Annotated in this window: 24 protein-coding genes; 7 read left to right on the top strand and 17 right to left on the bottom strand. The window is 64.7% G+C overall.

What is annotated here, in order from left to right:
• Positions 1 to 45: 45 nt before the first annotated feature.
• Genes ubiB through ubiE form a run of 3 tightly spaced genes read right to left on the bottom strand, consistent with a single transcriptional unit; the run spans position 46 to position 3,046 of the window.
• Positions 46 to 1,656, bottom strand: coding sequence for a ubiquinone biosynthesis regulatory protein kinase UbiB (gene ubiB / locus IEC33019_RS21940; protein WP_070090585.1), 1,611 nt, complete (start codon positions 1,654 to 1,656; stop codon positions 46 to 48).
• The gene (locus IEC33019_RS21935; RefSeq protein ID WP_070090584.1) at positions 1,653 to 2,276 is read right to left on the bottom strand and encodes a ubiquinone biosynthesis accessory factor UbiJ; all 624 of its coding nucleotides are present in this window, start codon (positions 2,274 to 2,276) and stop codon (positions 1,653 to 1,655) included. The genes ubiB and IEC33019_RS21935 overlap by 4 nt, the downstream gene beginning before the upstream one ends.
• On the bottom strand, positions 2,276 to 3,046 hold the full coding sequence (gene ubiE / locus IEC33019_RS21930) for a bifunctional demethylmenaquinone methyltransferase/2-methoxy-6-polyprenyl-1,4-benzoquinol methylase UbiE (protein WP_043207154.1): 771 nt from the start codon (positions 3,044 to 3,046) through the stop codon (positions 2,276 to 2,278). The genes IEC33019_RS21935 and ubiE overlap by 1 nt, the downstream gene beginning before the upstream one ends.
• 124 nt (positions 3,047 to 3,170) lie before the next feature.
• On the opposite strand from ubiE, the gene IEC33019_RS21925 reads away from it, so the two are divergent.
• The 3 genes from IEC33019_RS21925 (at position 3,171) to IEC33019_RS21915 (ending at position 4,833) form a co-directional block, all read left to right on the top strand.
• Positions 3,171 to 3,446 carry a polyhydroxyalkanoic acid system family protein gene (locus IEC33019_RS21925; protein ID WP_070090583.1) on the top strand — a complete coding sequence of 92 codons (276 nt, stop codon included), beginning with the start codon at positions 3,171 to 3,173 and terminating at the stop codon, positions 3,444 to 3,446.
• 162 nt (positions 3,447 to 3,608) lie between these two features.
• A complete protein-coding gene (locus IEC33019_RS21920; RefSeq protein ID WP_070090582.1) occupies positions 3,609 to 4,031 on the top strand; it encodes a phasin family protein in 423 nt (140 codons plus the stop codon).
• Positions 4,032 to 4,041: 10 nt separating this feature from the next.
• A complete protein-coding gene (locus tag IEC33019_RS21915) occupies positions 4,042 to 4,833 on the top strand; it encodes a phasin family protein (protein WP_070090581.1) in 792 nt (263 codons plus the stop codon).
• Between the two features lie 205 nt (positions 4,834 to 5,038).
• Here IEC33019_RS21915 and IEC33019_RS21910 read toward each other — a convergent pair whose 3' ends face one another.
• The 14 genes from IEC33019_RS21910 to gshB all read right to left on the bottom strand — a co-directional run bounded on the left by IEC33019_RS21910 (position 5,039) and on the right by gshB (position 19,086).
• The gene (locus IEC33019_RS21910) at positions 5,039 to 5,653 is read right to left on the bottom strand and encodes a TetR/AcrR family transcriptional regulator (protein ID WP_070090580.1); all 615 of its coding nucleotides are present in this window, start codon (positions 5,651 to 5,653) and stop codon (positions 5,039 to 5,041) included.
• A gap of 4 nt (positions 5,654 to 5,657) precedes the next feature.
• On the bottom strand, positions 5,658 to 7,340 hold the full coding sequence (gene phaC / locus IEC33019_RS21905; protein WP_099593911.1) for a class II poly(R)-hydroxyalkanoic acid synthase: 1,683 nt from the start codon (positions 7,338 to 7,340) through the stop codon (positions 5,658 to 5,660).
• 67 nt (positions 7,341 to 7,407) lie between these two features.
• Positions 7,408 to 8,265, bottom strand: a complete 858-nt coding sequence (gene phaZ / locus IEC33019_RS21900) for a poly(3-hydroxyalkanoate) depolymerase (RefSeq protein ID WP_043207169.1) — start codon at positions 8,263 to 8,265, stop codon at positions 7,408 to 7,410.
• A gap of 60 nt (positions 8,266 to 8,325) precedes the next feature.
• Complete coding sequence (gene phaC, locus IEC33019_RS21895; protein WP_070090578.1) at positions 8,326 to 10,005, bottom strand: class II poly(R)-hydroxyalkanoic acid synthase; 1,680 nt, start codon at positions 10,003 to 10,005, stop codon at positions 8,326 to 8,328.
• Between the two features lie 351 nt (positions 10,006 to 10,356).
• On the bottom strand, positions 10,357 to 10,734 hold the full coding sequence (locus tag IEC33019_RS21890) for a gamma-butyrobetaine hydroxylase-like domain-containing protein (RefSeq protein ID WP_070090577.1): 378 nt from the start codon (positions 10,732 to 10,734) through the stop codon (positions 10,357 to 10,359).
• A 147-nt stretch (positions 10,735 to 10,881) separates the two neighbouring features.
• Positions 10,882 to 12,225, bottom strand: coding sequence for an ATP-dependent protease ATPase subunit HslU (hslU, locus tag IEC33019_RS21885; RefSeq protein WP_070090576.1), 1,344 nt, complete (start codon positions 12,223 to 12,225; stop codon positions 10,882 to 10,884).
• 76 nt (positions 12,226 to 12,301) lie between these two features.
• Positions 12,302 to 12,832, bottom strand: coding sequence for an ATP-dependent protease subunit HslV (hslV, locus tag IEC33019_RS21880; RefSeq protein WP_043207181.1), 531 nt, complete (start codon positions 12,830 to 12,832; stop codon positions 12,302 to 12,304).
• 203 nt (positions 12,833 to 13,035) lie between these two features.
• Positions 13,036 to 14,307 (bottom strand): dihydroorotase, encoded by a 1,272-nt coding sequence (locus tag IEC33019_RS21875; RefSeq protein WP_070090575.1) that lies wholly within the window; start codon positions 14,305 to 14,307, stop codon positions 13,036 to 13,038.
• Positions 14,304 to 15,308, bottom strand: a complete 1,005-nt coding sequence (locus IEC33019_RS21870) for an aspartate carbamoyltransferase catalytic subunit (protein ID WP_070090574.1) — start codon at positions 15,306 to 15,308, stop codon at positions 14,304 to 14,306. The genes IEC33019_RS21875 and IEC33019_RS21870 overlap by 4 nt, the downstream gene beginning before the upstream one ends.
• 12 nt (positions 15,309 to 15,320) lie before the next feature.
• A complete protein-coding gene (pyrR, locus tag IEC33019_RS21865) occupies positions 15,321 to 15,839 on the bottom strand; it encodes a bifunctional pyr operon transcriptional regulator/uracil phosphoribosyltransferase PyrR (protein ID WP_070090573.1) in 519 nt (172 codons plus the stop codon).
• A gap of 50 nt (positions 15,840 to 15,889) precedes the next feature.
• A complete protein-coding gene (gene ruvX / locus IEC33019_RS21860; protein ID WP_070090572.1) occupies positions 15,890 to 16,315 on the bottom strand; it encodes a Holliday junction resolvase RuvX in 426 nt (141 codons plus the stop codon).
• The gene (locus tag IEC33019_RS21855) at positions 16,315 to 16,884 is read right to left on the bottom strand and encodes a YqgE/AlgH family protein (RefSeq protein WP_070090571.1); all 570 of its coding nucleotides are present in this window, start codon (positions 16,882 to 16,884) and stop codon (positions 16,315 to 16,317) included. The genes ruvX and IEC33019_RS21855 overlap by 1 nt, the downstream gene beginning before the upstream one ends.
• 208 nt (positions 16,885 to 17,092) lie before the next feature.
• On the bottom strand, positions 17,093 to 17,992 hold the full coding sequence (locus IEC33019_RS21850) for an energy transducer TonB (protein ID WP_070090570.1): 900 nt from the start codon (positions 17,990 to 17,992) through the stop codon (positions 17,093 to 17,095).
• A gap of 140 nt (positions 17,993 to 18,132) precedes the next feature.
• Positions 18,133 to 19,086 (bottom strand): glutathione synthase, encoded by a 954-nt coding sequence (gene gshB / locus IEC33019_RS21845; RefSeq protein WP_070090569.1) that lies wholly within the window; start codon positions 19,084 to 19,086, stop codon positions 18,133 to 18,135.
• A 239-nt stretch (positions 19,087 to 19,325) separates the two neighbouring features.
• Between gshB and IEC33019_RS21840 the strand changes: the two genes are divergently transcribed.
• The 4 genes from IEC33019_RS21840 (at position 19,326) to IEC33019_RS21825 (ending at position 22,767) form a co-directional block, all read left to right on the top strand.
• Positions 19,326 to 19,727, top strand: a complete 402-nt coding sequence (locus tag IEC33019_RS21840) for a response regulator (RefSeq protein WP_070090568.1) — start codon at positions 19,326 to 19,328, stop codon at positions 19,725 to 19,727.
• Positions 19,728 to 19,775: 48 nt separating this feature from the next.
• Positions 19,776 to 20,141 (top strand): twitching motility response regulator PilH, encoded by a 366-nt coding sequence (pilH, locus tag IEC33019_RS21835; RefSeq protein ID WP_070090567.1) that lies wholly within the window; start codon positions 19,776 to 19,778, stop codon positions 20,139 to 20,141.
• On the top strand, positions 20,138 to 20,692 hold the full coding sequence (locus IEC33019_RS21830) for a chemotaxis protein CheW (protein ID WP_070090566.1): 555 nt from the start codon (positions 20,138 to 20,140) through the stop codon (positions 20,690 to 20,692). Before pilH ends, IEC33019_RS21830 begins: the two co-directional genes overlap by 4 nt.
• A gap of 71 nt (positions 20,693 to 20,763) precedes the next feature.
• Positions 20,764 to 22,767 (top strand): methyl-accepting chemotaxis protein, encoded by a 2,004-nt coding sequence (locus tag IEC33019_RS21825; RefSeq protein ID WP_232092099.1) that lies wholly within the window; start codon positions 20,764 to 20,766, stop codon positions 22,765 to 22,767.
• Positions 22,768 to 22,777: the final 10 nt, after the last annotated feature.

The raw sequence follows: 22,777 nt of genomic DNA, 5'->3' as shown, positions 1-22,777 counted from the left end.
GTGTCGGGCCCCTTGCGCTAGTGTGCCAGCCAGCCGCGCGGCTGGCTATTGGCGCACGATCAGGTAGAGCCCGGCCGCCAGCATCAGCCAGGCCGGCCAGGCTGCCGGCGCGCTGAGGCTGACAGCCCCGGCCGCCAGGGTGGCGCCACCGCCGAGCAGGCCGGCACCGAGCAGACGCAAGGCCCAGCGGTCGCCCTGGCGACGGCGCTCCGGCAGCTGTGGATCGTTCAGGTGCGGTTGCGACAGGCGTTCGAGCAGGTCGCGGGTCATGTCGGCCAGGTGCGGCAGTTGTTCCACCTGGCTTTGCAGGTTGCCGAACACCGCCTTGGGGCTCATGCGATCACGCATCCAGCGCTCCAGATAGGGTTTGGCGGTGCTCCACAGGTCCAGGTCGGGGTAGAGCTGTCGGCCCAGGCCTTCGATGTTGAGCAAGGTCTTCTGCAGCAGGACCAACTGCGGCTGGACTTCCATGTTGAAGCGCCGGGCGGTCTGGAACAGGCGCATCAGCACCTGGCCGAAGGAGATGTCCTTGAGCGGCTTCTCGAAGATCGGTTCGCACACGGTACGGATCGCCGCCTCGAACTCATTGACCTTGGTCTGCGCCGGCACCCAGCCTGAATCGATGTGCAGTTGGGCGACGCGCCGGTAGTCGCGCTTGAAGAAGGCGATCAGGTTGCGTGCCAGGTAATCCTGGTCCTCGGAGGTGAGGCTGCCGACGATGCCGCAGTCGATGGCAATGTACTGCGGGCTCCAGGGCTTGACCGTGCTGACGAAGATGTTGCCCGGGTGCATGTCGGCGTGGAAGAAGCTGTCGCGGAACACCTGGGTGAAGAAGATCTCCACGCCCCGCTCGGCGAGCAGCTTCATGTCGGTGCGCTGGTCGGCCAGGGTGGCAAGGTCGGTGACCGGCACGCCATAGATGCGCTCCATCACCAGCACCTTGGGGCGGCACCAGTCCCAGTACACCTGGGGCACGTACATCAGTTCCGAACCTTCGAAGTTGCGACGCAACTGGCTGGCGTTGGCGGCCTCGCGCAGCAGGTCGAGCTCGTCGAAGATGGTCTTTTCGTAGTCGCTGACGACTTCCACCGGGTGCAGTCGGCGGGCGTCGGCGGAAACCCGCTCGGCGCCCTTGGCGATCAGGAACAACCAGGCCAGGTCCTGGGCGATCACTGGCTTGAGGCCTGGACGCACGACCTTCACCACGACCTCTTCGCCACTCTTGAGGCGTGCGGCATGCACCTGGGCCACCGACGCCGAGGCCAGGGGTTCGACATCGAAGCGGCTGAACACTTCGCTGACCTTGGCGCCGAGCTGCTCTTCAATCAGGGCCACCGCGTGCTTGGGGTCGAACGGCGGCACGCGGTCCTGCAGCAGCATCAGCTCATCGGCGATGTCGGTGGGCAGCAGGTCGCGGCGGGTGGAAAGCAGTTGGCCGAACTTGATGAAGATCGGCCCCAAGTCCTGCAAGGCCATGCGCAGGCGCGCGCCACGGCTGAGCTCGGATGGCTTGCGCGGGAACCAGCGCCAGGGCAGCAGGGCCCGCAGGCTCATCAGCCACCAGGGCAGGGGGAGGTCGAACAGCAGGTCATCGAGGCGGTAGCGGATCACGACGCGCTGGATGCGCAACAGACGGCGGACGGCGAGCAGCTTCATGCGTTATCGCTGGTATCAAGGGATCGGGTGAGGCGGCGCAGGCGCGCCTCGAGGCGTTCAATATCGACTTTCAGGGTATCGAGCTCACTGAAGGCCGCTTCGGCTTCGCGCCGGCCGACCAGGGTACGGGACTCCTCGGCCAGGTACTCGGAGAGGTTCTGGCTGAAGCGTGAGAGGCCCTGGCGGGTCCAGCGGGCGCGCAGGCGCAGGTGCCCGGCAACCAGTGCGGTGGCGACTGGCCCCAGCCAGCGCGAGAGCTCGTACTCCCAGTCCAGCTCCAGGTCCTGGAGCACGCCGACCAGGTCCAGCAGCACGGCGCTGTCGCCATGCAACTCGACCTGCGGGCTGTGCAGCACGGCGTTCTTGTCCTTGGCAAAGGCCAGTTGGGCCAGGCTGCCGGCCGGGGCGCGCAGGCTGCAATCGACCTCGCCTTCCCAGTGGGCGGCGAGCATCAGGCCTTCTTCATCGGGCAGGATGTACAACTGCAAGGCCGGCTGGCGGCAATCGATCTCGATCACCTTGCCTTCGAGCGCGGCCAGGCGTGGCAAGGCCGTGCTGTCCATGCGCAGGACCCGGTTGAGCCCGTGCTCGACGCTAGCGAGCAGGCCGGCCAGGAGCATCAGGGTTTGATTCCCCGATGCACGGCGACGATGCCGCTGGTCATGTTGTGATAGGTGACGCGGTCGAAGCCGGCCTCGACCATCATGGCCTTGAGGGTTTCCTGGTCGGGGTGCATGCGGATCGATTCGGCCAGGTAGCGGTAGCTTTCCGAATCGTTGGTGATCAGCTTGCCGGCCAGTGGCATGAAGGCGAATGAGTAGGCGTCGTAGGCCTTGGACATCAGCTTGTTGGTCGGCTTGGAGAACTCCAGCACCAGCAGGCGGCCGCCCGGCTTGAGCACGCGCAGCATCGAGCGGATGGCTTCGTCCTTGTGGGTGACGTTGCGCAGGCCAAAGGCGATGGTCACGCAGTCGAAGTGGTTGTCCGGGAACGGCAGCTTCTCGGCGTCGGCCTGGACGAACTCGATGTTGCCGGCCACGCCGCGGTCGAGCAGACGGTCACGGCCGACCTTGAGCATCGACTCGTTGATGTCGGCGAGCACCACCTGGCCGGTGGGGCCTACAAGGCGCGAAAACTTGGCGGCCAGATCGCCCGTGCCACCTGCGATGTCCAGCACCCGGTTGCCACTGCGAACGCCCGACAGCTCGATGGTGAAGCGCTTCCACAGGCGGTGCATGCCGCCGGAGAGCACATCGTTCATCAGGTCGTACTTGGCGGCCACCGAGTGGAAAACCTCGGCGACTTTCTTGGCCTTCTGGCTCTCAGGGACGTTTTGGTAGCCGAAATGGGTGGTGGGTTCGGCGTGGTCGCCTTTGCGCTGGTCGTTCATATCGCTTCACCGGAAAAAATTACGGCCATTCTAGGGGCAACGGGCGGATTTGTCTTGGCGGGGTGCTCCGTTGGATGGGCGCGGGCATAATGGGTTCATTGTGTTGATATCCAGGATTACCCGCATGACCCAGATCAGCGTTGAACGCAAACACTCCCTCGGCCGTGAGGCCGCCCGCGCCAAGGCCGAGGCACTGGTAGAGCGGCTGACCCGCGAATACGACCTCAAGGCCAACTGGCAGGGCGACCGCGTCGATGTGTCGCGCAGCGGCGCCAACGGCAGCGTGCACATCGGCGATGACACCATCCGCGTGGAACTCAAGCTGGGCATGATGCTGTCGATGATGAGCGGCACCATCAAGGGCGAGATCGAACGGGCCCTGGACAAGGCCCTGGCCTGACGCCCGCTGCATGTTTCAAGTTGCAAGCAAAAGAGCCGTGCACGGTTCTTTTGCTTGCAGCTGCTCTTAGGGTGAGAATTCTAATTTTCCTCCCTACCTTATGCTCAAGCCCGCATTCCATGGGCAGTTCCTCCATTCCCACACGTGAGTGAGGTGCAGAGCATGGCCAAAGTGAATCTGAAGAAAAAAGACGACGCCCCGGGCAGCACCCTGGGCGAGGTGCGCGGCTACGCGCGCAAGATCTGGCTGGCAGGCCTGGGTGCCTATGCCCGCGTCGGCCAGGAGGGCTCGGAGTACCTCAAGGAGCTGGTCAAGGCCGGCGAAGGCGTCGAGAAGCGTGGCAAGAAACGCGTCGATCAACAGCTCGATGCTGCGAACAACCCGCTCGGCGAAGCGACCGAGCAGGTGAGCCGTGTACGGGGCAAGGTCGAGGTTCAACTCGACAAGATCGAAAAAGCTTTCGATGCGCGGGTCGCCCGTGCCTTGAATCGCCTCGGCATTCCGTCTAAACATGACGTTGAAGCGTTGTCCATCAAACTCGAACAGCTGACCGAGTTGCTCGAGCGTGTCGCGCGCAAACCATAAGGAGAGCAGGATGGCTGGCAAGAAGAACACCGAGAAAGAAGGCAGCTCCTGGGTCGGCGGGATCGAGAAGTATTCCCGCAAGATCTGGCTGGCTGGCCTGGGTATCTATTCCAAGATCGACCAGGACGGCCCGAAGCTGTTCGAGTCGCTGGTCAAGGATGGTGAAAAGGCCGAAAAACAAGCCAAGAAGAATGTCGACGACGTGAAAGAGAGCGCCAAGTCGTCCACCTCTTCGCGCGTCTCCGACGTGAAAGAGCGCGCGCTGGGTAAGTGGAGCGAACTGGAGGAAGCGTTCGACAAGCGCCTGAACAGCGCCATCTCGCGCCTGGGTGTACCGAGCCGCAACGAGATCAAGGCATTGCACCAGCAGGTCGATAGCCTCACCAAGCAGATCGAGAAACTCACCGGTGCATCGGTGACGCCTGTGTCGAAGGCTGCCGCCAGCAAGACCGCCGCCAAGCCCCTGGCCAAGGCTGCCGCCAAGCCTGCGGCGAAGACTGCTGCTGCGAAACCGGCCGCCAAGCCGGCGGCTGCGAAGCCTGTAGCCAAGGCCGCTGCCAAGCCCGCGACGAAGACCGCTGCGGCAAAACCGGCTGCCAAGGCGACCGCCGCCAAACCTGCGGCCAAACCCGCTGCGGCGAAGAAGCCTGCGGTGAGGAAAGCACCGGCCAAACCCGCGGCCGCCAAGCCAGCAGCTCCTGCCGCCAGTGCGGCTCCCGCTGCGACCGCCGCTCCGGCACCCGCCGCTGCGCCGGCCAGCAGCACGCCATCGGCACCGGTGAACGCCGCTACCCAGGCCTGATACCGCGTCGCCCCATTCGCGGGTAAACCCGCTCCCACAGGTTCAGCGTCCAGCCCTGTGGGAGTGGGCTTGACCTGCGACGGCGTCAGCCCGCGCCGCGTTGCTCTTTTCGCCGGTACACCCGCTGTCCCCGGGGCAACGTTGGACCTTGTGGAAGCGGGTTTACCCGCGAATGCGTCAGCCCGACCAACGCATCGCCTGCGTCTTACCCCTCCAGGTACTTCCCCGCCAGTTGTTCCGCAGCCTCGCGTGCAGGCCCCACCAAATGCGGCGCCACCAGCATCATCACTTGGTACACCACGATGCCCACGTCTCCCTCACGGCCGAGTACCCGCTGGTAATCGAGCGAGAACATCAAGGTCAGGGTGATCTGTTCCACCAGTTGTCCCAGCGCCTGCGTCTCGCTGATCACAAGACCTTGACTCTTGAGGCTTGCCAGCAGGGCCGCGAGGGTGCGCTTGAGGGCGTTGATCAGGCTGCGCATGCCGCGGGCCAGTTTCGGTAGGCGTCCGGTCAGGTTCGACAAGTCCTGGAACAGAAACCGGTACTGGGCCATGTGCTCGACGATCAGGTGCAGGAACAGCCAGTAGTCCTCAGCGTCCAGGCGCACCCCCAAAGGCGGGTCGAGCAGCGGCATGAGCGCTTCCTCGAAGCGCTCGAACAACCCCAGCACCAGCGGTTCCTTGCCATGGAAGTGGTAATAGAGGTTGCCTGGGCTGATGCCCAGTTCGTTGGCGATCTCCAGGGTCGAGACGTTGGGTTCGCCCTGGCAGTTGAACAGCTTCAGGGCGCATTCGAGGATACGGTCGCGGGTCTTCATCGTCTCAGCGCGCCCTGACATAGGTGCCCGGTGCCGGGCCCAGCGGTGGGTAGCTGGCGTTGCCAAGTTCGGTGCCGGGCGCCTTCAGGCGACCGGAGCGCTGGCCGATCCACTCCAGCCACTGGGGCCACCAGCTGCCTTCGTGACGTGTGGCGTCATGCACCCAGGCGCGTGGGTCGCTGGACAGCCTGGGGTTATCCAGGAAATGCGCCTTGGGATTGCCAGGCGGATTGATGATGCTCTGGATATGGCCGCTGTTGGCCAGCACGAAGCGGCGCTTGCCACCGAGCAGCAGCGCCGAGCGGTACACCGCATCCCACGGGGTGATGTGATCGTTATTGCCGGCGACGGTGAAACTGTCCAAGGTCACCTGTGCCAGGTCGATCGGTGTGCCGCATACCTGCATGCCGTTCGGGTAGGTCAACGGGTTGAGCTTGAAGAAGTCCAGCAACTCGCCATGGAACGTAGCGGGCAGGCGGGTGTTGTCGGCGTTCCAGTAAAGGATGTCGAAGGCCGGCGGTGTCCTGCCCAGCAGGTAGTTGTTGATCCAGTAGTTCCAGATCAGGTCGTTGGGCCGCATCCAGGCGAAGATCCGCGCCACTTCGCCGCCATCGAGTACGCCACGCTGGTAGGAGCGGCGTTTGGAGGCCTCGATGGTCTGCTCGTCGGCGAACAGACTCGCGGGGCTGTCGAACTGGCTGTCCAGCAGGCTGACCAGGTAGGTGGCGCTGCGCACCCGACGCAATTGGCCCTTGGCCTGCAAGTGGCCCTGCAGGGCGGCCATGGTCAGGCCACCGGCACAGGCACCCATCAGGTTGGGGTCGCGGCTGCCGCTGATGCTGCGGCAGGCGACGAGGGCCTCTTCCAGCGCCTCCACATAGCTCGACAGTCCCCACTCGCGGTGACGTGGGTCGGGATTGCGCCAGCTGATCATGAACACCTGCAGGCCGTTCTTCAGCATGTACTGCACGAAGCTGTTGGTCGGCCCCAGGTCGAAGATGTAGTACTTGTTGATTTGCGGCGGAATGATCACCAGCGGCCGAGCGTACTGTTTTTCACTCATTGGCTTGTACTGGATCAGTTCCAGCAGCTCGTTGCGAAACACCACGGCGCCCGGCGTGGCGGCGAGGTTCACGCCCACTTCGAAGGCGCGCTCGTCCACCTGGCGCGGTAGGCCATCGTTATGACGCAGGTCGTCGAGCAGGTGCGCCACGCCGCGGACCAGGCTCAGGCCGCCGGTATTGAAGATTTCCTTGACCGCCAGAGGGTTGAGCAGCGAGTTGCTCGGTGCCAGGGCGTCGTTGAGCAGGTTGAACAGAAAGTGCACCCGGGCGCGGTCATCATCGTCCAGCGCGCTTTCCTCGATCCATTGGCGGGTCTGTTTCTGCCAGGCCAGGTAGGCCTGCAGCCCGCGACGGTAGAAGGGATTCTGGCTCCAGGTCGGGTCGCTGAAGCGGCTGTCGCGCGGGTGGGGCTGGTGGGGGGCGTCGCCGAGCATCACTCGCGTCAGCTGACCGCCCAAGGCCAGCAGGTGATGGGCGGTGTGCAAGGGGTTGCGCAGGCCAAGGCGGCCGACATTGCGCAGCGTCGAGAACAGATCGCGTCCGCGCAGGCCCGTGATCGCGTTTTGCACATTGATGCTCGTGGCGGGGACCGGTGTCGTCCCTTTTACCGGTTTGTCTTTCATCCCACACTCCGTCGTAAGGCTTCATCCACGTTCGTATCGCGTAACCATCACCACCGGTGGGCCAGGTTCAGCCGCCAGGGCCTGGGGCCGGGCGCGGGTGCATGACCGCGCGCTGGCGCTCCTGCTGGAGGAATTTCATGATGATCGGCGCCACGGCCTCGGCCCGTGTAATCAGGAACAAATGCCCATCGTCGATGATGTGCAACTGTGCGTTGGGGATGCGCCAGGCCAGCAGGCGCATGTTGATCAGAGGGATCAATGGGTCATCATCGCCGGCCAACACCAGGGTCGGCTGCTGGAGCTTGTGCAGCCAATGGATGCTGGTCCAGCCGAGGCCGGCGAACAGTTGCCAGTAGTAGCCGGTCTTGCCGCCGGAGCGCACTTTGGCCGCGTGGTGCAGGGCCAGGTCAGGGTCGCGGCGAAAACCACCGCCATAGATCAGCGGGGCGATGCGGATCACATGGGAGGGCTGCACATAGCGCCGGGGGCTGGCCATCATCATCAGCACCTTGGGCTTGCCCGGCACCATGAAGGCCCCGGCGGCGGTCGCGGCCAGGATCAGTTTCTTGCACCGCTCGGGATAGTCGTGGGCGAACTGCTGGGCCAGGGCGCCGCCCCAGGACACGCCGATCACATTGACCTGGCCATAGTCGAGGTAGTCGAGCATGCGCGCGGTCAGCTTGGCCAGGCCCGGGAAGCGGTAGGGGCGACTGGGCGTGGACGAGCCGCCGACACCCGGCACATCGAAGGCGATGACCTCGATGTCCGGGTCCAGCGCCTCGATGAACGGGAACACCAGCTCCAGGTTGGCGCCGATGCCGTTGAAGATCAGCAAGGGCGTCAGGTGCGGCTTGCCAGGGCGGACCGCGGTGCGAATGGACTGGTTGTCCAGCTCGACTGTCCTGAATATGTAGGGTTGCGGCATGCGCGAAACTCTAGGTCAATAAAGCGCCATGGCGCCGGCGGGCGGCCATGGCGACAGGTCTCATCGTTCGTGGACGTACGTGCCCGGTGCCGCTTCGCCCGCGCTGTAGGCGCGGTTGCCCAAGCGGGTCGGCGCTTTTTTCAGTTCACCGGCGCGTTCGCCCAGCCAGGCTTGCCAGTGTAGCCACCAGGAGTCGGCGTGCTTGATCGCATTCTCCTGCCAGGCCACCGGATCGTCCGGCCGGTCTTCACCGGTCATGAAGCGTGCCTTTGGGTTGCCGGGCGGGTTGAGGATGCTCTGGATATGCCCGCTGTTGGACAGCACGAACTCGATCTTGCCGCCGAACAGGTGTGCCGAGCGATAGCAGGACTGCCACGGGGTGATGTGGTCGGCGGTACCGGCGACGCTGTAGATGTCGCAGTGGACCTTCTTCAGGTCGATGGCGGTGCCGGACACTTCCAGGGCGTCGGCGCGGGTCAGTGGGTTGTTCTTGAACATTTCGATCAGGTCGCCGTGGAAGGCGGCGGGCAGGCGCGTGGTGTCGTTGTTCCAGAACAGGATGTCAAAGATCGGCGGCTCGTTGCCGAGCAGGTAGTTGTTGACCCAGTAGTTCCAGATCAAATCGTTCGGGCGCATCCAGGCGAACACCTTGGCCATGTCGCTGCCTTCTAGCACGCCAGCCTGGTAGGAGTGGCGCTTGGCGGCTTCGAGTGTTTGCTCGTCGACGAACAGCGCGACCTCGGTGTCCATGGTGGTGTCCAGCACACTGACCAGCAGGGTCAGGGCGTTGACCTTGTTCTCGCCCAGGGCCGCGTAGTGGCCGACCAGTGCGGTGCAGGTGATGCCGCCGGAGCAGGCACCAAGCATGTTCAGATCCTTGCTGCCGGTGATCGACAACACTGCGTCCACGGCTTCCTTGAGCGCATCGATGTAGGTCGACAGACCCCATTCGCGTTGAGCCTTGGTGGGGTTGCGCCAGCTGATGATGAAGGTCTGCTGGTTCGAGCGCAGGCAATGGCGCGCCAGGCTCTTTTCCGGGCTTAGGTCGAAGACGTAGAACTTGTTGATCTGCGGCGGCACGATCAGCAGCGGACGGGCGTGCACCTGCTCGGTGATGGGGCTGTACTGAATCAGTTCCAGCACGTCGTTGCGGTACACCACGGCCCCTTCGCTGGTGCCGAGGTTCTTGCCCACCTCGAAGGCGTCCATGTTCACCTGGCTGGGCATGCCGCCGTTGTTGACCAAATCCTTCGCCAGGTTGGACAGACCATCGAGCAGGCTCTTGCCGCCGGTCTCGAAGAAGCGCTTCACCGCTGCCGGGTTGGCCAGGGTATTGGTCGGCGCCATGGCTTCGGTCATGAGGTTGAGGACGAACTGCCCGCGGCTGACATCCTGGGGGGAAAGGTCGCTGTTGCCGATCCAGTCCTGCAGCTCCTTGCGCCAGGCCAGGTAGGTCTGCAGATAGCGGCGATACAGCGGGTTCTGGCTCCAGGCCGGGTCGTTGAAGCGACGGTCGTCGCCACTGGGCTGCAGGCTGGATTTGCCCAGCAGCACGTTCTTGAGTTCCAGGCCAAAGTGCGCCACATGCTTGACGCTGTGCAGCGGCTGGCGAACGGTCTGGCGCAGGACGGTGCGTGCCGACGTCAGCAGATCCTTGCGACGAATGCCGATGACCGGGTTCAGGCCCAAGGTGTTCTCCGAGGCCTGTCGCTGCAACTCATCGTTGTTCTTGTTACTCATCTACGACGCTCCGTTGTCCTGAGACGAGTACCGGTTGGCTGTGGCGGGTACACAGACGATTGCCCGGTACTACTGCTCGGGTGACCAGTGATAAGAAACAGCGGTGCTGCGACCGGATGCGTCAGGCGATGAGCTGCGGGGTTTTCTGCGTGTGAAGACAGCCTGCTTTCGCTCGCGACCTCTACATACCGGCCAGACCCTGACCGCGCGTTCGGCGATGCAGGGAACTTGCCAGCTCCATTGGTTACCCGACTTTCATGTAATGCGCAAGACAGCTCGCGCATGAGCTGTCTGTAAGGCATTCAAACAGATGAGATTAGAAAACGCGCTCTAAAGCGTGGAAGTCTTGCACTAGAGCATGAGTTTGACGACGGATTCGGCCGGATCCCGGGATTTTCCGGCTTTGTGCAGCTCATCGAGGTACTCGGCCCACAGCTGCTCCTGGCGCAGGCACAGTTGCTCGAGGTACTCCCAGGTGAACAGACCGCTGTCGTGGCCATCGTCGAAGACCAGCTTCAGGGCGTATTGACCGGCAGGCTCCAGGCCTGTGAGGCCGACGTTGATCTTGCCGAACTGCAGGATCGGATTGCCGTGGCCTTGGACCTCGGCGGAGGGGGAGTGCACCCGTAGGAATTCGGCGGGCAAGTGATAGACCTCGCCGGGGGCGTAGGTGAGGCTGAGGGTCTTGGAGGCTTTGTGCAGGTTGATGGCGGTGGGCAGGCGGGCCATGGCGTGGAATCTCTCGGGAGCTGATGAGGCAAGCTTCCAGCTTCTTGTGGAGGGATTCAAGGGCCCATTCGCGGGTAAACCCGCTCCCACAAGGTCACTGCAATCCTTGTGGGGGCGGGTTTACCCGCGAAGAAGGCGACGCTGGGCTTACAGGATGTAGCGCGACAGGTCTTCGTTCTGCGCCAGCTCACCGAGGTGGCTGTTCACGTAGGCCGCGTCGATGCGGATCGGCGCTTCGTCATGGGCGCTGGCCAGGTCGCCCGCGCTGAACGACACCTCTTCGAGCAGGCGCTCGAGCAGGGTGTGCAGGCGGCGTGCGCCGATGTTCTCGGTCTTCTCGTTGACCTGATAGGCGATCTCGGCCAGGCGCTTGATGCCGTCGGCGGCGAACTCGATGTTCAGGCCTTCGGTCTTGAGCAACTCGCGGTATTGCTCGGTGAGCGAGGCGTGCGGCTCCTGCAGGATGCGCTCGAAGTCTTCCGGGGTCAGCGCCTTGAGCTCAACGCGGATCGGCAGGCGGCCTTGCAGTTCGGGCACCAGGTCGCTCGGCTTGCTCAGGTGGAACGCACCGGAGGCGATGAACAGGATGTGGTCGGTCTTGACCATGCCCAGCTTGGTGTTGACGGTGCAGCCTTCGATCAGCGGCAGCAGGTCGCGCTGGACACCTTCGCGGGAGACATCGGCACCGCCGACGTTGCCACGCTTGGCCACTTTGTCGATCTCGTCGATGAACACGATGCCGTGCTGCTCGACCGCTTCCAGGGCCTTGGCCTTGAGTTCTTCCTCGTTGACCAGGCGGCTGGCTTCCTCGTCACGGACCATCTTCAGCGCTTCCTTGACCTTGAGCTTACGCGCCTTGCGCTTGCCCTTGCCCATGTTGGCGAACAGGCTTTGCAGCTGATTGGTCATCTCTTCCATGCCGGGCGGCGCGGCAATCTCGACGCCCATGGACTCGGCCACTTCGATCTCGATTTCCTTGTCATCCAGCTGGCCTTCGCGCAGGCGCTTGCGGAACAGCTGGCGGGTGTTGGAATCGCTGCTCGATTGCGAGGCTTCCTCGGCGAAGCTGCTGACCCGGGCTTGAGGCAGCAGGGCGTCGAGGATGCGGTCCTCGGCGGCGTCCTCGGCGCGGTGGCGCACGCGGATGATCTCCTGCTCGCGGAGCATTTTCAGCGCGGCATCGGCCAGGTCACGGATGATCGATTCGACGTCACGGCCAACGTAGCCCACTTCGGTGAACTTGGTGGCTTCGACCTTGAGGAACGGCGCGTTGGCCAGCTTGGCCAGGCGACGGGCGATTTCGGTCTTGCCCACGCCGGTGGGGCCGATCATCAGGATGTTCTTGGGAGTGACCTCGGCGCGCAGCTCGGCCGGCAGTTGCATGCGGCGCCAGCGGTTGCGCAGGGCGATGGCCACGGCGCGCTTGGCGTCGTCCTGGCCAATGATGTGGCGGTTGAGTTCGTGAACGATCTCGCGGGGGGTCATGGACATGATGAAAATGGTCCTTGATCAGAGTAAGTCAGCGTGGAAAAGCCCTGTCACCGGGACAGGGCGCCAGAACAGCTGATCACTCGGCCAGGTCCTGCTCCTCGATGGTCAGGTTGTGGTTGGTGAACACGCAGATGTCGCCGGCGATGTTCAGGGCGGTCTCGGCGATCTCGCGGGCCGAGAGGTCGGTCTTGTTGAGCAGGGCGCGGGCGGCGGCCTGGGCGTAGGCACCACCGGAACCCATGGCGATCAGGCCGTCTTCGGGCTCGACCACGTCACCGTTGCCGGTGATGATCAGGGAGGCGTCCTTGTTGGCCACGGCGAGCATGGCTTCCAGGCGGCTCAGGGAGCGGTCGGTACGCCACTCCTTGGCCAGCTCCACGGCGGCGCGGATCAGGTGGCCCTGGTGTTTCTCCAGCTGGCCTTCGAAACGCTCGAACAGAGTGAAGGCGTCGGCGGTAGCACCGGCGAAGCCGGCGATGACCTGGCCGTGGTACAGGCGACGGACTTTCTTCGCGTTGCCCTTCATCACGGTGTTGCCGAGGGAAACCTGGCCGTCGCCACCCATGACGACTTTGCCGTGGCGGCGGACTGAAACGATGGTAGTCAAGGGAGAGTCTCCACGCAGCGGGGCGAAAATGCCTGTTGCAGACTCATATGGGGGTGGGGGGAAGGATTTCAACCGTGGGGGATGAGTGGTTACGCTGGAGCAGGACCATTTGCGTTGCGGCATTCGCGGGTAAACCCGCTACCACAGGGGTATCGAGGCCCCTGTGGGAGCGGGTTTACCCGCGAAAAAGGCGACGCGGTCTGTCAGGCCTCGTGGCAGACGTGCCCGTCGACCAAGGTATAACGCACCGCGCCCGGCAGGCAGTGGCCGATGAACGGGCAGTTCTCGCCGCGCGAATACCACTGCTCGCCCGCCACGGTGGAGGCATTCGGGTCGAACAGCACCAGGTCTGCCGCTGCGCCGACCTTGAGTTCGCCAGCCGGCAGGCGCATGGCCGCAGCCGGACCACTGGAGAGGCGTGCCAGCAGGGTCGGCAGGTCGAGGAGGCCGTCGTCGACCAGGGTCATGGCCAATGGCAGCAGCACTTCGACGCTGCTGATCCCAGGCTCGGTGGCGCCGAACGGTGCCAGCTTGGCGTCACGCTCGTGGGGTTGGTGATGGCTGGAGATCGCCTGGATCACACCCGACTTGACGGCCTCGCGCAGGCCGTCGCGGTCGGCGGCGGTGCGCAGCGGAGGCTGCACGTGATAGAGGCTGGAGAAGTCGCGCAGGGCCTCGTCGGTGAGGATCAGTTGGTACAGCGCCACATCGGCGGTGACCGGCAAACCAAGCTGCTGGGCCTGGGCGATCAGCCGTGCGCCGCGGGCACTGGTGATCTGGCTGAAGTGCGCCCGCACGCCCGTCTGCTCGACCAGCAGCAGGTTGCGCGCCAGGGCCACGGTCTCGGCCGTCTCGGGGATGCCCGGCAAACCGAGGAAGCTGGCCATTGGCCCTTCATGGGCCAGGCCGCCCTGGGCCAGGTCGCGGTCCTGGGAGTGGAAGACCACGGTCAGGTCGAAGGTGGCGGCATATTCCAGCGCGCGTGCCAGGGTGCGATTGTTGGGGATTTCCTTCAGGCCATTGCCGAAGGCCACGCAGCCGGTGTCGCGCAGGGCGACCAGCTCGGCCAGTTGCTCGCCTTCCAGGCCCTTGGTCAGCGCGCCGATCGGGTAGACCTTGCTGTTGGCCGCTTCCCGGGCGCGGTCGAGGATCAGTTCGGCGACTGCCGAGGTGTCCAGCACCGGTTTGGTCTGCGGCGGGCAGCACAGGCTGGTGACGCCACCGGCGACCGCTGCGCGGGTCTCGCTGGCGATGTTGCCTTTGCGGCTGTAGCCCGGCTCACGCAGGGAGACGCCGAGGTCGACCAGGCCCGGGGCTGCCACCAGGCCATCGGCCTGGATCGTGCGGGTGGCGCTGAAGCTGGCAGGCGCTGCGCCGATGGCGGCGATGCGACCGCCATCGAGGTGCAGGTCGGTGATGGTATCCAGGCCGCTGGCAGGATCGATGACCCGGGCGCCGATAATGCTGATGGTCACTGGGCGTTCTCCTGGTCGAATTGACGTTGCGCGGCCTGGCCGCTCATGGCCATGGACAGCACGGCCATGCGCACGGCGATGCCGTAGGTGACCTGGTTGAGGATCACCGAGTGCTGGCCGTCAGCCACGGCCGATTCGATCTCCACCCCGCGGTTGATCGGGCCGGGGTGCATGACGATGGCGTCGGGCTTGGCACCGGCCAGGCGCGCGGTGGTCAAGCCGAACAGGCGGTAGAACTCGCCCTCGCTGGGCAGCAGGCCGCCGGCCATGCGCTCGCGCTGCAGGCGCAGCATGATCACCACGTCGACGTCTTTGAGGCCCTGGGCCAGGTCGGTATAGACCTTCACCCCGTACTGCTCGATGCCCACCGGAATCAGCGTCTTGGGGCCGATCACGCGGATGTCCGGGCAGCCGAGGGCCTTGAGCGCCAGCATGTCGGAGCGGGCCACGCGCGAGTGCAGGATGTCGCCGACGATGGCGACCGAGAGGTTCTCGAAGCTGCCCTTGTGGCGACGAATGGTCAGCATGTCGAGCATGCCTTGGGTCGGGTGCGCATGGCGGCCGTCGCCGCCATTGATCACCGCGACCTCAGGGCAGACGTGTTCGGCGATGAAGTGCGCGGCGCCCGAGTCGGAGTGGCGCACGACGAACATGTCGGCGGCCATGGCCTCAAGGTTGCGCAGGGTGTCGAACAGGGTTTCGCCCTTGCTGGTCGAGGAAGTCGACACGTTCAGGCTGATCACGTCCGCCGACAGGCGCTGGGCGGCCAGCTCGAAGGTGGTGCGGGTACGGGTGGAATTTTCGAAGAACACGTTGCAGACGGTCTTGCCGCGCAGCAACGGGACTTTTTTCACGGCCCGGGCGCCGACTTCCAGGAAGGAGTCGGCGGTGTCGAGGATCTCGGTCAGCAGTTCGCGGGGCAAACCGTCGAGCGAGAGAAAGTGGCGCAGCTGGCCCTGGTCATTGAGCTGCAGCGGGCGCTTGGCGTCGAATGGCGTCATCGCGGGGGACTCTTAAAGGGCGGAAGCGGTGGCGAGGTCCTGGCGCTCGAGGGCGAGCGGTGCGGGTCCGGTCAATTTTACCCGTTCAGTGGGCGCCAGTTGCAAGGTGGCGCCGAGCACGTTCGGGCGGATCGGCAATTCGCCGGCGTCCAGGTCCAGGAGGCAGACCAGGGTGACGCTGGCCGGACGGCCATAGTCGAACAGTTCGTTGAGCGCGGCGCGGATGGTGCGACCGCTCATCAGCACGTCATCCACCAACACCAGGTGCTGGCCTTCGATTTCGAAGGGCAGTTCGGAGGGGCGCACTTGTGGGTGCAGGCCGTTCTGGCTGAAGTCGTCGCGGTAGAAGGACACGTCCAGGGTGCCCAGCGGGCTGCTGTCGCCCAGCGCCTGCTGCAGGGCCTGCGCTACCCACACACCGCCTGTGCGGATGCCGATGAAACGTGGCTCGGTGATAGTGCGACGGGCCAGGTGGGCGCGAAGGTCGACGGCCATCTGCCGGATCAGGTCGGCGGGATTGGGTAGGCTCATTGCGTGCTCCTCGGAAGGGGGCGCCGGGCTGGGCCGGCGGCAAAGCGGATTTAAGTGTTGGCCTCCAGCCAGCCTTGCAGCAGCAGGGCGGCGGCAATGGCATCGACCGGGTTGTCGCGGTAGCTGCCATGGCGCGTGCCTCGGGCCATCTGCTCGCCCTTGGCTTCGAAGGTGGTCAGGCGTTCGTCATGGGTGTGCACGGGCAGGTTGTAGCGGCCATGCAGGCGACGGGCGAACTTCTCGGCGCGGGCGCTCATCTCGCTGGGCGTGCCGTCCATGTTCAGCGGCAGGCCGACGACGATGGCGTCGGGCTTCCATTCGGTGATGAGTTTTTCCACTTGGGCCCAGTCCGGCACGCCGTTCTGGGCCTTGAGCGTGCACAGCTCGCGGGCCTGGCCGGTGACCACCTGGCCGACGGCCACGCCGATCTGTTTGCTGCCATAGTCGAAGCCCAGCAGCAGGCGCACCTCGGCCATCAGGCGTGGCCCGCCTGGCTGGTCAGCAGGCTGAGCTTGATCCCGAGGCTGGCGGCCGCTGCTTCCAGGCGCTGGTCGCTGGCCAGGCCAAAGATGATCTCGGGGTCGAAGGGGCAGTTGAGCCAGGCGTTGTCGGCAAGCTCGGCCTCCAGTTGTCCGGCTTCCCAGCCGGCATAGCCCAAGGTGATCAGGCTCTGCTTGGGCCCCACGCCTTCGGCGATGGCGAACAGCACGTCCTGGGAGGTCGAGAGCGACAGCCCCTGCAACTCGACCGTGGCTTGATAGCTGCAGTCGCTGCTATGCAGCACGAAACCGCGGTCGGTCTGCACCGGGCCACCCTGGTAGATCGGGACTTGCAGGGTGCTGGCCGGCGGCTCCTCATCCGGGCGCAGCTGCTCCAGGATGTCGGCCAGGTTCAGCTCCTGCGGGCGGTTGATCACCAGGCCCATGGCGCCGTTGGCGTTGTGCTCGACGATGTAGGTGAGGGTCTGGGCAAAGTTCGGATCGACCATGTGTGGCATGGCAATCAGGAACTGATGCTTGAGGTAGCTCGGGCTGAGGGTTTTCATGAGTGATAGTGTGGCGTCAGGTGGCGAGACTGACAAGGTGCTCATTGAGGCTTGCGCGACCCCCTGTAGGCGCGGGTTAACCCGCGACTGCGTCCGGCAAGGCAACGTCATTGCTCGATCTCAAGCATTCGCGGGTAAACACGCTCCTACAAGGTTTTGCGTGGCAACGGCCAATGCGCTCGGCGCAGTCCGCTGCCCTGGCTGCCGATCAGTTGCTGGACAGGCGGTCGCCCCGAGCAAAGCGCCAGGTGCGGATGATTTCGAGGCGGTCGAACTCGGCCAGGTCGCCCGTGAACGGCGCGAACGGCGCGGCCAGGCGGACGATGCGCTGGGCTGCCTGGTCGAGCACCGGCTGGCCTGAGGATTCGAGCACCAGCACTTCATACAGCGAGCCGTCGCGATTGATCGAGACCATCATGCGCAAGTTGCCGTAGATCTGCTGGCGACGTGCTTCTTCCGGGTAGTTGAGGTTGCCCACTCGCTCGACTTTCTTGCGCCACTCTTCCTTGTACCAGGCGCCTTTGTCGCGCATGGTCGAGGCCGCGTTCAGGCGATGGATGCGTGGGCGCTTGGCATACAGCTGCTGTTCGTTGGACAGCTCCGCCTCGAGGCTGGCGATCTGGCTGGAGAGCTGCGAGCTGTCGAAGTCCGGCGTCACAGCCTGGGGCTTGGGCTGCGCTTTGCTTTCCTTGGGTTTGGGCTCGACCTTCTGCACCTTCGGCGCCTTGGTGGCCACCGCGGACTTCTGCGGGGCGGGCGGGGTTTCCTGGCGGGCGGCCGGGGGTGGAGTGATCTTGTTGATCTTGCTGTCCTGGAACGGTGCGACCTCGGTGGTCTTGGGCACGGCTTTCTTTTCCAGGGTGCCACTGCCTTGCTGGTTGTCCTGGGCCTGGAAATCAGCCTTCTCGGGCGGTTTCTCGCTCTTGAAGGTAGCCAGGGTGATGTCCATGGTGTGGCGGATTTCACTGGGCTTGCTGATGGAGAAACCCACGCCGAGGATCAGCGCCAGGTGCACCAAGGCAGCCAGGAACAGGGTGAAGCCGAGCCGGTCCACCGGGCGGACGCGGGGTGGCAGCAGGTCGGCGGGGATGTCGGCGGGCAGCGTCATCAGGTATCCAAAGGCAGCTTCGAGTCACAAGCTGCAAGCTTCAAGTAAAAGCGGCTCGGTGCAGGCCTGCACGTACTTGCAGCTTACAGCTTGCGGCTGCGCATCATACCCCACTGCGCGGCGTTGCCACGTGTCCTCGGTCAGCGCGCCTTGAGCTTGCGATCAATGGCGTCCATCAGTTGGGCACCGATGTGGGTGTCGTAGGCGGTATCGATCTCGCGGATGCAGGTCGGGCTGGTGACGTTGATCTCGGTGAGGTAGTCGCCGATCACGTCCAGGCCAACGAACAACAGCCCCTTCTCGCGCAGGGTCGGGCCGACCTGGGCAGCGATCCAGCGGTCGCGCTCGGTCAGCGGGCGGGCTTCGCCACGGCCGCCGGCGGCCAGGTTGCCGCGGGTCTCGCCGCTGGCCGGAATGCGCGCCAGGCAGTAGGGCACTGGCTCGCCGTCGATCATCAGGATGCGCTTGTCGCCGTCCTTGATTTCCGGCAGGTACTCCTGGGCCATGATCTGCTGGGTGCCGTGCTGGGTGAGGGTCTCGAGGATCACCGACAGGTTGGGGTCGTCCTTGCGATGGCGGAACACCGAGGCGCCGCCCATGCCGTCCAGCGGCTTGAGAATCACGTCGCCACGGCTGTTGGCGAACTCGCGCAGGATGTCCACGCGGCGGCTGACCAGCGTGGGGGCCATGCACTGCGGGAACCGAGTAGCGAACAGCTTCTCGTTGCAATCGCGCAGGCTCTGCGGGCGGTTGACCACCAGCACGCCTTCGCGCTCGGCCTGCTCCAGCAGGTAGGTGCTGTAGACGAACTCCATGTCGAACGGCGGATCCTTGCGCATCAGGATCACATCCAGCTCGCTCAGGGCGCTGTCCTGCTCCTCGCCTAGCTCGAACCAGCGGGCCGGATCGGCGAACACCTTCAGCGGGCGCATCTGGGCTCGGGCCTGGCCTGCGCCCAGGTAGAGGTCGCGCTGCTCCATGTAGAACAGGCTCCAGCCACGTTCCTGGGCCGCCAGCAGCATGGCCAGCGAGCTGTCCTTTTTGTAGGAGATGGACGCGATGGGGTCCATGACAATCCCGAGGCGAACGCTCATGGGGTGATTCCTCTTGGCGGCGCGGGGCCGCGGTGATTCGAAAGAAAAGTGGCTCAGGGTGGCGCCGCGAGCGCCGGTGGTCAAGGGGTTCGGCGGATGGAATGGCTATCCGGAGTGTGCTAAAAGTGCAGCTGCAAGCCTTGAGCTACAAGCCTTGAGAAAAGCCAGCCATGCGTCGCCCGCTTTTTCTCGCAGCTTGATGCTTGCAACGTGCAGCTAATTTCCACTGGTAGGCAACTATGGAACAACCCCTGAAGGTGATGGTGATCGACGATTCGCGCACGATCCGCCGCACCGCGCAGATGTTGCTCGGCGAGGCCGGCTGCGAGGTGATCACCGCCAGTGATGGTTTCGATGCCCTGGCCAAGATCGTCGATCACAAGCCCCAGGTCATCTTCGTCGATGTGCTGATGCCTCGCCTGGACGGTTACCAGACCTGCGCGGTGATCAAGCAGAACAGCGCCTTCAAGGACACCCCGGTCATCCTGCTGTCCTCGCGCGATGGCCTGTTCGACAAGGCCCGTGGCCGGGTCGTCGGCTCCGACCAGTTCCTGACCAAACCATTCAGCAAGGAAGAACTGCTCGATGCGATCAGGGCCCACGTGCCCGGTTTCGTCGCGCAAGAACAACACGCACCCTGACCCCGCCCACCCTGGCGGCGTCTTCTTTTCCTTTCATGGGGAAACAGCATGGCCCGAGTTTTGATCGTCGACGATTCGCCGACAGAGATGTACAGACTGACCGCCTGGCTGGAGAAGCATGGCCACCAGGTGCTCAAGGCCGACAACGGCGCCGATGGCGTGGCCCTGGCCCGCCAGGAAAAGCCCGACGCAGTGCTGATGGACATCGTCATGCCTGGCATGAATGGCTTCCAGGCCACCCGCCAGTTGAGCAAGGACCCTGAGACCCGGGCCATTCCGGTGATCGTGGTCACCACCAAGGACCAGGAGACCGACCGGGTCTGGGCCACGCGCCAGGGCGCGCGGGACTTCCTGACCAAGCCTGTGGACGAGGCGGCCCTGATCAGCAAACTCAAAGAAGTGCTCCAGGCTTGACCACCCGCCCCCATGGCGCGTCGCTGACCGCCTTCGAGCTGTTGCTGGACATCGACCGGCGCTGTCGCCTGCTGGTGGCCGACCAGCCCCTGCAGGACACCCGTGTGCAGCAGTGGAGCGGCATTGGGTTTCGCATTGCCGGGCAGTGGTTCGTGGCCCCCATGGGCGAAGTCGCCGAGGTTTTGCATGAGCCGCGCAGCAGCCGGGTCCCGGGTGTGCAGCCTTGGGTCTGTGGTGTGGCCAACCTGCGTGGCCGGCTGCTGCCGGTGATGGACCTGAGCGCCTTCTTTGGCCTGGGGCCGGCCGTGGCGGGCAAGCAACGTCGGGTGCTGGTGCTGGATCACGAGGAGCTGTTCGCAGGTCTCTTGGTGGACGAGGTCCTTGGCCTTCAGCACTTCGCCCTGAGCAGTCTGGAGCTGTCGCCACCGCAGCCCTTGCTGCGCGCCGCGGCGCCCTTCGTCCAGGGCCATTTCCCCCGTGAACGCAACTGGGCGATCTTCAGCCCGTTCGCCCTGGCCCAGGCGCCGGGCTTTCTCGACGTGGCGTTGTAGAGGATCCTTCGACCGTGAACAAACCCGCCACTCCCGTCGCACCGGTTGCCGAGAGTCAGCGCAGCCGCAGTATCGCGCAGATCACCGCGCTGTTTCTGGTGCTGATCCTGGCGATCATCCTGCTGTTCGCCAACTTCGCCTACCTCAATACCCAGTCCAACTACGACAAGCAGTACATCGGCCATGCCGGCGAGTTGCGTGTGCTGTCCCAGCGCATCGCCAAGAACGCCACCGAGGCGGCAGCCGGCAAGGCTCTGGCGTTCAAGCTGCTGTCCGATGCGCGCAATGACTTCGAGCGGCGTTGGCGCTACCTGCGCGAGGGCGACAAGGCCACTGGGCTGCCGCCTGCGCCGCTGACCGTGCGTGACGAGATGGACGCGGTCCGCCAGGACTGGGACAACCTGCGCAAGAATACCGACACCATCCTGGCCAGCGAGCAGACCGTGCTGTCGCTGCATCAGGTGGCGGCGACGCTGGCCGAGACCGTGCCGCAGTTGCAGGTCGAATACGAAAAAGTCGTGGAGATCCTTCTGCAGAGCGGTGCCCCGGCGAGCCAGGTGGCGGTAGCCCAGCGCCAGTTGCTGTTGGCCGAGCGCATCCTCGGCTCGGTGAACACCGTGCTGGCCGGCGACGACACCTCGGTGCAGGCCGCCGACGCCTTTGGCCGCGATGCCAGTCGCTTTGGGCAGGTCCTCGAAGGTATGCTCGGCGGCAACCCGGCGATTCACGTGACCAAGGTCGAGGACGCCGATGCCCGCGCCCGGCTGGCCGAAATCGCCGAACTGTTCCAGTTCGTCTCAGGCTCTGTGGACGAAATCCTCGAAACGTCGCCCGAGCTACTGCGCGTGCGGGAGGCGGCCGGCAATATCTTCAGCCTCTCGCAAACCCTGCTCGATGAAGCCTCACACCTGGCCAACAGCTTCGAGAACCTGGCCAGCGGCCGCACCCTGGCCACTGTCGGCGGTTATCTGTTGGGGTTGGTGGCGCTGGCTTCGATCATCCTCATTGGCCTCGTGATGGTGCGCGCCACCCACCGCCAGCTGCGCGAGACCGCCGAGAAGAACGAGCGCAACCAGCAGGCGATCATGCGTCTACTGGACGAGATCGAGGAGCTGGCCGATGGCGACCTCACTGTCACGGTGTCGGTCACCGAGGACTTCACCGGCGCCATCGCCGATTCGATCAACTATTCGGTCGACCAGTTGCGCGACCTGGTGGCCACCATCAACCACAGTGCCGAGCAAGTCGCCGCCGCCGTGCAGGACACCCAGAACACCGCACGTCAGCTGGCCAAGGCCTCCGAACACCAGGCCGAGCAGATCAGCGAGGCGTCCCTGGCGGTGGGCGACATGGTCGAGTCGATCGACCGGGTGTCGTCCCACGCCTACGAATCGGCCAAGGTGGCCGAGCGTTCGGTGGCCATTGCCAACAAGGGCAACGAGGTGGTGCACAACACCATCCACGGCATGGACAACATCCGTGAACAGATCCAGGACACCGCCAAGCGGATCAAACGCCTGGGCGAGTCCTCCCAGGAGATTGGCGATATCGTCAGCCTGATCGACGACATTGCCGACCAGACCAACATCCTCGCACTCAATGCCGCGATCCAGGCGTCCCTTGCCGGCGAGGCGGGGCGCGGTTTTGCCGTGGTCGCCGATGAGGTGCAGCGCCTGGCCGAACGCTCCTCGTCGGCTACCCGACAGATCGAGGCGCTGGTGCGGACCATTCAGGTCGATACCAACGAGGCGGTGATCTCCATGGAGCAGACCACCGCCGAAGTGGTGCGCGGTGCGCGCCTGGCCCAGGACGCCGGAGTGGCCTTGGCCGAGATCGAAGGGGTGTCGCAGACCCTCGCCGAGCTGATCCACAGTATTTCCGATGCGGCCCAGTTGCAGACCTCCTCGGCCGGGCAGATCTCCCACACCATGGCGGTGATCCAGCAAATCACTGCCCAGACCTCGGCCGGCTCCAGCGCCACCGCCGACAGCATCCGCCACCTGGCGCGCATGGCCAGCGAGATGCGTCGCTCGGTGTCCGGGTTCACTCTGCCGGCACCCGCCGAGCGGCGTTGAGGAGCGACTG

Origin of the sequence: Pseudomonas putida, assembly GCF_002741075.1 — a bacterium.
In the GTDB taxonomy this organism is placed as follows: Bacteria; Pseudomonadota; Gammaproteobacteria; order Pseudomonadales; family Pseudomonadaceae; genus Aquipseudomonas; species Aquipseudomonas putida_T.
Note: the sequence above shows the minus strand (reverse complement) of the source record. Positions and strands in the feature narration are given on the sequence as shown.